At 34.7% G+C, this 12618-nt stretch carries 8 protein-coding genes; 4 read left to right on the top strand and 4 right to left on the bottom strand.

The window, feature by feature from the left end:
* The first annotated feature begins 58 nt into the window (after positions 1-58).
* Together ACFSAV_RS04840 and sbcB are read left to right on the top strand one after the other, a co-directional pair.
* Complete coding sequence (locus ACFSAV_RS04840) at positions 59-928, top strand: EamA/RhaT family transporter (protein ID WP_379096864.1); 870 nt, start codon at positions 59-61, stop codon at positions 926-928.
* A gap of 100 nt (positions 929-1028) precedes the next feature.
* Positions 1029-2456, top strand: a complete 1428-nt coding sequence (gene sbcB / locus ACFSAV_RS04835) for an exodeoxyribonuclease I (RefSeq protein ID WP_379096861.1) — start codon at positions 1029-1031, stop codon at positions 2454-2456.
* A gap of 1009 nt (positions 2457-3465) precedes the next feature.
* On the opposite strand, the gene topA is transcribed toward sbcB, so the two are convergent.
* On the bottom strand, positions 3466-6072 hold the full coding sequence (gene topA / locus ACFSAV_RS04830; RefSeq protein ID WP_379096858.1) for a type I DNA topoisomerase: 2607 nt from the start codon (positions 6070-6072) through the stop codon (positions 3466-3468).
* A gap of 95 nt (positions 6073-6167) precedes the next feature.
* On the opposite strand from topA, the gene ACFSAV_RS04825 reads away from it, so the two are divergent.
* Positions 6168-7061, top strand: coding sequence for a LysR family transcriptional regulator (locus tag ACFSAV_RS04825; protein WP_101775043.1), 894 nt, complete (start codon positions 6168-6170; stop codon positions 7059-7061).
* A gap of 132 nt (positions 7062-7193) precedes the next feature.
* Here ACFSAV_RS04825 and rnm read toward each other — a convergent pair whose 3' ends face one another.
* The 3 genes from rnm to pepN form a co-directional block, all read right to left on the bottom strand.
* Positions 7194-8018 (bottom strand): RNase RNM, encoded by an 825-nt coding sequence (gene rnm, locus ACFSAV_RS04820; protein ID WP_379096854.1) that lies wholly within the window; start codon positions 8016-8018, stop codon positions 7194-7196.
* Between the two features lie 83 nt (positions 8019-8101).
* Positions 8102-9121, bottom strand: a complete 1020-nt coding sequence (gene pyrD, locus ACFSAV_RS04815) for a quinone-dependent dihydroorotate dehydrogenase (protein ID WP_379096851.1) — start codon at positions 9119-9121, stop codon at positions 8102-8104.
* 184 nt (positions 9122-9305) lie between these two features.
* On the bottom strand, positions 9306-11915 hold the full coding sequence (gene pepN, locus ACFSAV_RS04810) for an aminopeptidase N (RefSeq protein ID WP_379096846.1): 2610 nt from the start codon (positions 11913-11915) through the stop codon (positions 9306-9308).
* A gap of 157 nt (positions 11916-12072) precedes the next feature.
* Between pepN and purE the strand changes: the two genes are divergently transcribed.
* Entirely contained in the window at positions 12073-12573 is a 501-nt protein-coding gene (gene purE / locus ACFSAV_RS04805) for a 5-(carboxyamino)imidazole ribonucleotide mutase (protein WP_379096839.1), read from the top strand.
* Positions 12574-12618: the final 45 nt, after the last annotated feature.

Raw genomic sequence — 12618 nt, 5'->3', positions numbered from 1 at the left:
CTCTATTCAGTAAAAAGATTATAATCTGACCTCTCAACAATTTTAAAGGAAAGCAAAAATGCATAATTTGATTATCGCTGTACTTTGCAGTGTGGCTGTTTCGGTGTTACTTAAAGTAGCACGTAAGCAAAATATTGTAATTCAACAGGCTATTGCCTTTAACTACATTGTAGCACTTGGATTAAGTTATTCTTTATTAAAACCAGATTTTAAAGGATTGGGTTTCACCGAGTTTGTCGTACAAAGTGAAAATGCGCCAGTATTTTTTGCATTGGGGATTTTATTGCCGACAGTCTTTATCATTATGTCAAAAGCTGTTGAATTTGCTGGTATTGTTCGTTCTGATGCAGCACAACGTTTATCTTTATTTTTACCAATTGTAGCTGCCTTTTTCATTTTTGGTGAACAATTAAGTCAAGCTCGCTTACTTGGGATTATTTTGGCATTTATCGCATTATTCTGTTTATTAAATAAACCAACAGATACAGAAAGTAACCTTAGAGGCATGATAGGGCTTATTTTAGTGTGGTTTGGCTACGGTATTATAGATATTCTGTTCAAACAAGTGGCTAAAAGTGGTGGCGCATTTCCAGCGACTTTATTTATTTCCTTTGTGCTGGCTGCCTGTGTGATGTTTGGTTATTTATTAATTAAACGTGAAGTGTTTACTGTGCCGAGTTTTATTGGCGGGATTATTCTTGGTGGTTTAAACTTTATGAATATCCTTTTCTATATTAAAGCACACCAAAGTTTTAGTGATAATCCAACATTAGTTTTTGCAGGTATGAATATCGGTGTGATTTGTTTGGGTACAATTACGGGAGCATTAGTATTTAAAGAAAAAATAAGTAAAATCAATGGAGTAGGGATAGTTATTGGCATTAGTGCTATTTTCTGTTTATTTTACTTAGATCAGTTTATTAATTAGAATTAGACTTCCTAAAGACGCCGCACAAAAGTGCGGTTTCTTTTTTCGCAATTTTCTCGATTATGTTAAAATAAATCTTATTTTTTAATTGAGCTTTGCTATGTCCACAACAAGTGATTTCAGCTTTTTTATTTACGATTATGAAAGTTTTGGCATCAATCCAGCTTTAGATCGTCCCGCACAGTTTGCTGGTATTCGTACTGATATAGATTTCAATATCATTGGTAAACCAGTGATGCTGTATTGTAAACAAACCAATGATTATTTACCTGCACCTGAAGCAGTGTTAGTCACTGGTATTACGCCACAAGAATGTAATGAAAAGGGGATTGCTGAACCTGAATTTGCACAGCAAATTCTACAGGAATTTAGCCGTCCAAATACGTGCGTAATGGGGTATAACAATATTCGTTATGATGATGAAATGACACGTTATACTTTTTATCGTAATTTTATTGATCCTTATGAATATAGTTGGAAAAACGGTAATTCACGTTGGGATTTACTCGATTTAGTTCGTGCTTGCTATGCATTGCGTCCAGATGGCATTAATTGGGCTTATGATGATGAAGGAATGCCATCGTTTCGTTTAGAAAAATTAACCAAGGTGAATGGCATAGAACATAGCAATGCGCATGATGCTATGGCAGATGTGTATGCGACCATTGCAATGGCAAAATTAATCAAACAAAAACAACCTAAATTATTTCAATTTTTCTTTGAAAATCGTGGTAAAAAAGAAATTGAAGCATTGATTGATGTTGCCAATATGACGCCACTTGTACATGTGTCAGGTATGTTGGGTAATTATCGAGGTAATACGACTTGGGTTATCCCAATTGCTTGGCATCCGACTAATCAAAATGCAGTTATTGTTTGCGACTTATCAGTCAATATTGATGATTTATTAACAAAAAATGCGGTTGAATTACGCCAAAATTTATATACACCAAAAGCAGAACTTTTGGAAAAAGAAATCTTGCCTGTGCCATTAAAATTAGTTCATATCAATAAATGTCCAATTTTAGCGCCAGCTAAGGTTCTATTACCAGAAAATGCTGAGCGTTTAGGTATAGATAGAGCATTTTGTTTAGCAAATTTACAGAAATTAAAATCAAATAGCCTGATTCGTGACAAAGTAGTCGATATTTTTAATCAAGAACGCGAATTTGATCCAAGCGATAATGTTGAAACTGAACTATATAATGGATTTTTTGACTACAACGATAAAAATAATATGGCTATTTTACGTACATTATCGCCAGAAAAACTTGCTGAACATGGTTTAAGCTTTAAAGATAAACGTATTCCAGAATTATTATTTCATTATCGTGCACGTCATTATTTTAGTACATTAAATCGAGCAGAGCAGCTTAAATGGCAAAAATATCGCCATAAGAAACTTGAAAAAAATGCGATACAGTTTGAACAAAGTTTACAACGTTTAGTTGAAGAACATCATGAAAATCCACATAAATTGGCATTATTACAAAAAGTATATGAATATAGTGTAAAATTATTTAGATAAGCTAGTGACATTGTCACTAGCTTAATGTAGAAGACATAATTTTAAAAAAAACATAAAATTAAAAAATATCCATAGCACTTCTTACTGAAAGAAAATAGACGATATAATTTATAAAGAGTCGATAAATTATATTTCTTCATTTCTGCACATTATTCTAACTGAAAGCATACTATTTTTTACGTAGCGTTGCCAAGTTGTCTTAATAAGCTTAAGCCAAGTAAAAACAGATCACCTAATTAGTTAAATTTTCTATTTCATTTTCATTTCTTTCAATTCAGCGCATATTTAAATTTCTTTTACAAATCATAATTACAAGTGCATAACAGCTTAATTTTGCTGTGACAGCGTGCTTTCTATTATGATTTTATCTCGCTTAAGTAGTATTTGTGACTTGTGCATAAGTCTGTGATTTTATTAACTCGTAGTTTCCACTTACTTTGTCACTAATTTCGCATAATGTATATTATGTTAAATTAAATGCCATTGTGACAAGTAACCTCTAACGTAAAACTATCCTATTAATATGTTTAACTAATATTAGTAGCAAATTAGTTTCATGAAATTTATAAACAGGATTAAATTCTCAAAAATTTTGGTATTTTGTTATTACTCTTTTATTAAATATAATAAATAAGCCATTTGTTTATTGTTAAAAATGAAAGGATTTGGCAAAGAACTGATGATATTCGATAACGCTACGTGAAATATAAAAAATTAATTAGATAAAATCTTCTAGATTTCAAAATTTAAATATGTTTTGGATATCTGTGACACTGTCCCAAAATAATGAATAAGAAAACCATCTTCATGTCATAGAAAATGGTTTGGAATTGGTATCTTTTTAATGAAATGTGGTGAATTAAAATGAATGATTAGTTCCTCTTACTAAAATTCTCCATAAAGGAAGGTTCTTATTTACTGCTGGTAAAATAAAAATTAATTTTCATTTTTTTAGCCATATAAAAGAAAAACACCTTTAATTTAACTTAAAAGTGTTTTCTATTTTCAATTATTTTTTCCGTTCAATCCAATGACCATCTAAATAATCCACTATCCATTTAGTCGCTTTGCCATTTTTTTCTGATGTTACATATTGACGCTTTTCTTTACGGCTAAAACGAATAATTGCTTCATTTCCTTCTGGATCCTGTTTTGGTGCATCAGCTAAATAACGTAACTTTTCAGGCAGTCGATCACGATATTGAGCCAATTCTGCGACTTTAGGCGCACGTGTTTCACGTGATTTTGGGAAATTATGTGCAGACATAAATACACCACTCGCACCATCACGCAATACAAAATAAGCATCTGATTTGTCACATTTTAACTCTGGAAAATGTGTTGGTTCTTCTTTTGGTGGTGCAACTTCCCCATTTTTCAAAATTTTTCTTGTATTATCACAATTAGTACATCCCATATATTTTCCAAAGCGACCAAGTTTTAAGTGCATATCAGCACCGCATTTATCACACTCAATAATTGGGCCATCATAGCCTTTAATTTTAAAACTACCTTGCTCTAATAAATAACCATCACAATTTGGATTGTTACCACAAATATGAATTTTACGTTGTGGATCAATGACGTAACTGTCCATTGCTGTTCCACATTTAGGGCAACGTTGACGTTCCATTAAAGCTTTAGTTTCAGAGGCTTCATCTAACACATTCAATAGTTCAGCTTCAGGAATAAGATTTATTGTCGTTTTACAACGCTCTTTCGCTGGTAATGAATACCCTGTACAACCTAAAAATACTCCTGTACTTGCCGTACGAATTGCCATTTTTCGACCACAAGTTGGGCAATCAATATCTGTTGGTACTAAACTGTTCGGTTTCATTCCACCTTCTAATTCATCTAACTCAGCTTGAGTTAATGTCTCAGAAAAATCCTTAAAAAATTGATTTAATTCGGTTTTCCAATTCTTCTGCCCATTTGCAATCAAGTCTAATACATCTTCCATATTAGCAGTAAAATCATAGTTCATTAAATCAGCAAATGATTGATTTAAACGATCTGTGACAATTTCGCCCATTTTTTCTGCATAAAAACGACGATTTTCTACACGTACATAACCTCGTTCTTGAATTGTTGAAATAATTGCCGCATAAGTTGATGGACGCCCAATACCACGTTTTTCTAATTCTTTAACTAAAGCAGCTTCGCTAAAACGTGCAGGCGGCTTCGTAAAATGTTGAGTTGGCATTACAGAATCTAAACTTAATTTTGCATTCAACGCAACATTTGGCAATACTTGATCTTCTGCACTCTTATTTATAGCTGGTAACACTTTTGTCCACCCATCAAAACGAAGAATACGTCCTTTCGCTTTTAATTCGTAATCTCCAGCTGTCACAGTTAATGTTGTACTGTCATATTGTGCTGCTGGCATCTGACAAGCTACAAATTGGCGCCAAATTAAGTCGTATAAACGTATAGCATCTTTTTCCATTCCCACTAACCCATCTGCGAATATTTTGATATCAGAAGGGCGAATTGCCTCATGAGCTTCTTGTGCATTATCTTTGCTAGAATAGAAATTAGGTTGAGCAGGTAAATAAGATTCACCGTAATTGCTTTGAATATAATTACGTACCATATTTAATGCATCTTGGCTTAAATTAGTTGAATCAGTACGCATATACGTAATATAGCCTGCTTCATATAAACGTTGAGCTAACATCATGGTTTTTTTCACACCAAAGCCCAAACGTGTACTTGCAGTTTGTTGTAGTGTTGAGGTAATAAAAGGCGCTTTGGCTTTTGATTGAGTTGGTTTTGTTTCTAATTCAGAAACGATATATTCTGATTTTTGTAAAAAATCGACCGCACTTTGTGCTTGCTCTGCATTTTTAGGTGCAAATTTTTTACCTTTAAATTGAACGACATCTAACTGTAATTGTTCATTGGCTTGTGTATTGGTAATCGCAGAAACTTCCCAATATTCTTCGGGTTGGAATGCTTTGATTTCACGCTCACGTTCAACTAAAAGTTTTACTGCAACCGATTGTACTCGACCTGCAGATAAACCGCGGGCTACTTTTTTCCAAAGTAGTGGTGATACCATAAAGCCAACTACACGATCTAAAAAACGACGAGTTTGCTGTGCGTTAACACGATCTAAATTGAGTTGTTCTGGTTTTTCAAACGCTTGCTTAATTGCATTTTTAGTAATTTCATTAAATACAACACGGCTAAAACGTTTATCATCTCCGCCAATAACTTCGCGTAGATGCCATGCAATTGCCTCTCCTTCTCTATCCAAATCAGTCGCAAGATAGATATGATCTGCTTTTTTAGCCAATGATTTCAGTTCAGCAACCACTTTTTCTTTACCAGGAAGAATTTGATAATTTGCTTGCCAGTTGTGATATGGGTCAATTCCCATACGCTTGACTAATGCATTACGATCTTTTTCTTGTTTAATAGCTAATTTTTGTTCTACACTTAATCCTTTGGTGGAAATTGGTTTTGCTTTTTCACCATTGCTTGAACCTATAGTAGGTAAGTCACGAATATGACCCACACTTGATTTCACAATATAATCACTACCAAGATATTTATTTATAGTCTTTGCTTTTGCAGGCGACTCCACAATAACCAAGGATTTACTCATTCTATTACCTAATTTACTCAAACTTATATAAAATAGTCGCTATATTGCTAACTATCTGCTGTCAGGTCAACTCTTTTTTTAAAAAAGGTATATAAATGGATAAACTCAATGCGATTTCTATCTTCTGTAAAGTCGTTGAAACACAAAGCTTTACACAGGCTGCCGCACAACAAAATATGTCTGTCGCAATGGCTAGTAAACTTGTCGCACAACTGGAAGAACAACTTAAAACACGCTTACTACAACGTACAACACGAAAAATTTCACCGACTGAAGCTGGACTTATCTATTATCAACATTGCCAACCTATCTTGGTTGAATTGGAGGATGCAGAATCTAGTATTAGTAATTTATCTACTTCTTTACAAGGTAACTTAAGTATCTCTGTTCCACGTGATTTTGGATTACTTTTTATTACTCCCAATTTGGCTAAGTTTGTTAAAGACAATCCTAATTTACATGTTGATATTGAATTTAATGATCGCATGGTAGATTTAGTGGCAGAAAGCTATGATGTCGCATTACGGATTGGCTACTTACAAGACAGCTCATTAGTCGCTAAACGAGTTGCTTCAGTATCTACATTGTTTGTCGCTTCGCCAAAATATTTAGCAAAATACGGTACACCTAAAGTACCGGAAGATTTACAGCGCCATGATTGCCTTTTATATAAAGCCGTTGGTAATCAAATTTATTGGGAATTTAATAATGGTAAACAAGTACAACGTTTAAAAATGCGCTCAAAATTGGTGTGTAATAATGGACTGACTCTAACTGAATTAGCTAAATCTGGTTTAGGTATTATTAATACCCCCCACTTTTTCGTTGAAAATGAATTACGTACAGGAGAATTAGTTGAGATTTTGGCTGAATATCAACAGCAAAAATTAGATATTCATCTTGTTTATCCACATCGTCGCCATCTCCCCGCCAAAACCAAAGCATTTATTGAATTTATTCAAGCTTTGCATCTCTGTTCTGCAAAATAATAAAGGCTCATATGAGCCTTTTAAAAATTAATCTGTATTATTCTTTTGGTTACTTAAAGGCATTCCACATCATTTATTCACTTACTCAAGCTTATTTATAGATATGTCTAGCATAAGAAAGGAGACTGCACTTTAGAAGTAGTGCCAAATTGGCATACAATCTTCAGGGAGTTGTAATGATTTCCCCAATTCAATCCAGCCACAAGGAAAGTGGAAATCTGAACCAACAGAACACAACAATGTATTTTCTTTTGCCCAGCGTGCTAAGAGTAAACGTTGATCTTTGGTTTGCCCACAACCTGCAACTTCAAGTGCATCACCACCCCATTGTTTAAAATCAGCAATCAATTTTTTTAACCATTTTGTTGTCATAGTATAACGTAATGGATGTGCTAGAACAGCTAATCCACCAGTTTGGTGAATTACTTTAATTGCAGTGGGAATATCACACCATTGTGCTTTAACATAACAAGATTTACCTTGTGAAAGATATTTTTTAAATGCTTGATTTTCATTAGATACTTTACCTGTTTGGACTAAAAGACGCGCATAATGAGCACGCGTAACTTCCCCTGCTGCAAGTTTCCTTGCTTCTTCAAATGCATTTTCAACACCAATTTTTGCTAATTTTTCTCCAATTTCGATGGCTCTTTGATAGCGGATAACAGCTTGTTGAGTTAAAAGAGCGGTCATTTCTGTTGAATTTTCTGTGAAATTTAACCCAACAATATGAATTGTACGATTTTCCCATAAAGTTGATATTTCAACTCCACTAATTAATTCAATATCGAACTGAGTTGCAAGTTGTCTGGCTTCTATTAAACCAGCAAGCGTATCATGATCGGTTAATGCCAATACATTCACGCCTTTTTCTGCTGCACGCTGTATAAGCTGTGAAGGTGATAATATGCCGTCTGATGCAATACTATGACAATGAAGATCATAAATTTTAGTCATTTTGTTTCCGAATTGGAGATTAGTTTAAAAAGAATAGGTGCAGTACAACGTATTGCACCTATTTTTTCTCACGCAATAACGCATTATTGAATATGCTGCACTAATTGCTTTATTAAATTAGGTCCATGATAAATTAATCCTGAATAAAGCTGTAATAATTGTGCACCTGCACTTATTTTTCGTTGAGCAGTTTGCACGCTATCAATACCGCCACTACCTATAATCGGGATATTTCCTTTTAGTTCTTGCTGTAATCGCGCAATGATTTGCGTGCTTTTATACTGTAATGGCTTACCACTTAACCCACCTTGTTGTTCTGCGTATTTAAGTCCACTCACATATTCTCTTGAAATTGTAGTATTCGTTGCAATTATGGCATCCATTTGGTGACGTTGTAGAGTATCTGCAATTTGGATTAATTCCGCTTCCGTTAAATCTGGTGCAATTTTTACTGCAATAGGGACATATTTATTATATTGCTCTGCTAAGATATTCTGGCGTAATTTGATACCTTGTAATAAATCATCGAGTGCATCGCCATATTGTAATTGGCGCAGCCCAGGCGAGTTTGGTGAAGAAATATTAATAGTAATGTAATCAGCATAGTTATAAGCTTTGTTTAAACAAAACAAGTAATCTGCTTTGCTATTTTCGACGGAAGTAAAAGAATTTTTACCAATATTAATCCCTAAAATACCCTCATACTTTGCACGTTTTACATTCTCAATTAAATAATCGATACCATAATTATTAAATCCATTACGATTAATAATGCCTTGCGCTTCAATTAAACGAAACTGTCGTGGTTTAGGATTACCTTCTTGTGCTAGTGGCGTTACTGTACCGACTTCTATAAAGCCAAATCCCATTGCCGCAAACCCATCAATAGCATCACCATTTTTATCAGCACCAGCTGCTAATCCAATTGGATTGTTAAATTGAAGCCCCATGACTGTTTTGGGTGTACCCGTTGGGCAAGCAAACAATTTTTTTAAAATAGGCTGTAATGGTGATTTACTAATGACTTTTAGTGTTTGGATAGTAAGATCATGTGCTTTTTCAGCATCAAGGGAAAAAAGTGCCTTGCGGACTAATGAATACATACTCGTTTATCTCTCTGGATAGTTTAACTGTGAAAATGTGTAAAATTATACGCTTTTACACGGAAAAAAGTAATGGAAAATTTGGTTATTTTAGTCAAATAAGAGAGAAATGAATTGTCAGAATAGGTTTTGAATAAAAAAAGTGCGGTCGAAATTTTAAAAATTTTAACCGCACTTTTTTCAATTACTGTAATGCTTTTTCAATTTTCTCATAAAGATCACGCGACAGGTTCTCAACCTCACTTAAACGCTCTAATGCACGTTTCATTAAGGTTTGACGTTGACCATCATAGCGGGAAAAACGAATCAAGGGTTCAATTAAACGAGAAGCAACTTGTGGATTGCTCTCATTTAAACGAATTAAAATATCTGTTAAAAAACGATAGCCGGAACCATCAATAGCATGGAATGCTTTTACGTTCTGGTTCGCAAAACTCCCAACCAGTGAACGCACGCGATTTGGATTATTAAAGTTAAAACTTGGATGATCCATTAGTTGCATAACTTTTAATAATACATCTTCATCTGGGCGAGTGGCTTGCAGCATAAACCATTTGTCCATTACAAGACCATCATGCTGCCATCGATTTTCAAAATCTACTAGCAGGCTATCACGACAAGGTAACTGTGCTTTCGTTGCGGCACTTAATGCAGCTAACGTATCTGTCATATTATTAGCGTAAGTATAATGTTTATTCACTACACTATTGCCAACAGTAGTATAAGCCAAATAACTGACACAAAGGTTACGCAAACCACGTAATGCAATATCGCCCGCAGTTACACGATAAGTATCTAAACGAATTTCGTTATACACTTTTAAGAATGATTGCTTCAAGTTGTCCGCTATAGTGCGAACCATGAAATCACGAACAAGAGTGATTCCTTCAGGATCAATTGTTTTAAAAAGTTCTGCAAACTCTGTTACTTTTGGCAGAGTTAAAATTAAAGTCGTTAATTCAACATTCTGTTGATAGCTTTCTAATATTTGATATAACTCAGCAAGAATGTCTGCCGAAAATTCAAGTGGTTTACCTTGTTGATGGCGAGTTAAATTACGACGTAATTCAGCCGCATAAAGCATTTGTGCAACATCCCAACGCACAAAATGATTTTCAGCATGACGTAATAATGTGCTTAACTGTGCAGCATTATAATCATAATGCAATTTGACGGGGGCAGAAAAATCACCCAACAGTGCAGGCACAGGTTTAGTATGAATATCTGTAAACTCAAAAGTTTGTTCACTTTGTGTCACATTGAGCACAGAATTGACTAGGTTATCATGGTGTTTTAATACCAATGGCTTGCCTACTTTATCATACAACGCGATTTTTAGCGGAATATGTAAATCTACTTTTTCCATTTGATCTGCAGTAGGTGGTGTTGTTTGTGAAACATGTAAAGAATAGACCGCACTTTGTTCATCGTAATTATCGGAAATCGTCAATTCTGGCGTACCTGATTGACTATACCAACGGCGAAATTGGGTTAAGTCAAGTGCTGAGGCACGTTCCATTGCAGAAACAAAATCTTCACAGGTTGCTGCTTTACCATCATTTTCAGCCACATAAAGCTGCATACCTTTTTGGAACAACTGTTCGCCTAATAAAGTATGCAGCATACGAATGACCTCTGCGCCTTTTTCATATACTGTGACTGTATAAAAGTTGTTCATTTCAATCACTTTATCTGGGCGAATTGGATGAGCCATTGGGCTGGCATCTTCTGCAAATTGAGCAGTCCGTAATAAACGCACATCTTCAATACGTTTGCCTGAACGTGACCATAAATCTGAAGTGAATTCTTGATCACGAAATACTGTTAAACCTTCTTTTAAACTGAGCTGAAACCAATCACGGCAAGTAATACGATTGCCAGTCCAATTGTGAAAATATTCATGGGCAATAACGCTTTCAATGGCTAAATAATCCTCATCTGTTGCAGTTTGTGGATTAGCTAATACAAATTTAGAGTTAAAAATATTTAAACCTTTATTTTCCATTGCACCCATATTAAAGAAATCAACTGCGACGATCATATAAATGTCTAAATCATACTCTAAACCAAAGCGTTCTTCGTCCCATTTCATTGAGCGCTTCAGACTTTGCATTGCCCAATCAGCACGATCTAAATTACCACGATCAACGAACAATTCTAATGCGACTTTACGCCCACTTTTGGTGATAAAACTGTCTGTTAATACATCAAAATCCCCTGCTACTAAGGCGAATAAATAACTTGGTTTTGGAAAGGGATCATTCCACTCTACCCAATGGCGTCCATCATCTAAATCGCCACTTGCAATACGATTACCATTAGATAATAAATAGGGATATTTACTTTTCTCTGCAGTAATTTTCGTTGTATAACGTGCAAGCACATCTGGACGATCTAACATATAAGTGATTTGGCGAAACCCTTCGGCTTCACACTGAGTACAAATTCCATCACCTGATTGATATAAACCTTGTAGCGATGTATTTTTTTCTGGATTTAAAATTGTCACAATTTCAACTTCAAAATCTGTAGTATTTAACTGGCTTAAATCCAGAGTTAAACTTTCACCATCTTGTTCAAATTGTTTAAAATCTTTACCATTTAATTTCAGCGTAGAAAATTGAAAACTATTCCCATCTAAACGTAATTTAGTTGCTTCAGGATTCAGACGTTGATATTGACTAATTGCGGTGACAATTGTTTTTTTAGGATCAAGTTGGAAGTCAAGAAAAATGTCGGTTACAGTAAAATCGGGCTTACGATAATCTTTTCTATATTTTGCTTTGGCTTGCATATAACAACCTATTCTTATTTAAGACTCAAAAATGTGTTTAGGATATGATTTTCTAAAGGAAGTTGCAATCAATAAAAACTTTCGCAATCGTTTGCTTATTCATTATTGTATGCTATTCTACGCACGCTTTTATTATTGAATAAAATGAAGGAATAAAATGTCAAATAGCACTGCGCAAATAGCCATTGTCATGGGGTCAAAAAGTGATTGGTCAACCATGCAAGAAGCCACAATGATTCTTGATGAATTACAAGTCTCTTATCATGTAGAAGTCGTTTCTGCACATCGAACTCCCGATAAATTATTTAGCTTTGCAGAAACTGCCGTAGAAAAAGGCTATAAAGTGATTATTGCTGGTGCTGGAGGGGCTGCCCATTTACCAGGTATGATTGCAGCTAAAACATTAGTTCCCGTACTTGGTGTACCAGTAAAAAGTTCGATGTTAAGTGGTGTAGATAGCTTATATTCAATTGTGCAAATGCCTAAGGGAATTCCTGTTGGTACACTTGCCATTGGTCCTGCAGGTGCAGCAAATGCGGGATTACTTGCAGCTCAAATTTTAGCTGCATTTGATTCTGCACTTTTAGCGCGTTTGACTCAATTTAGAGAAAATCAAACCAATATGGTATTAGATAATCCAGATCCCCGTATTTCATAAATAATTTGAGGGCGGACAAATGTTCGCCCTGTCTATTTTTAATTT

It is taken from the genome of Pasteurella oralis, from assembly GCF_042681465.1.
Taxonomy (GTDB): domain Bacteria; phylum Pseudomonadota; class Gammaproteobacteria; order Enterobacterales; family Pasteurellaceae; genus Pasteurella; species Pasteurella oralis.
The sequence above is the reverse complement of the archived record's forward strand: the minus strand, read 5'-3'. Positions and strand labels throughout refer to the sequence as shown.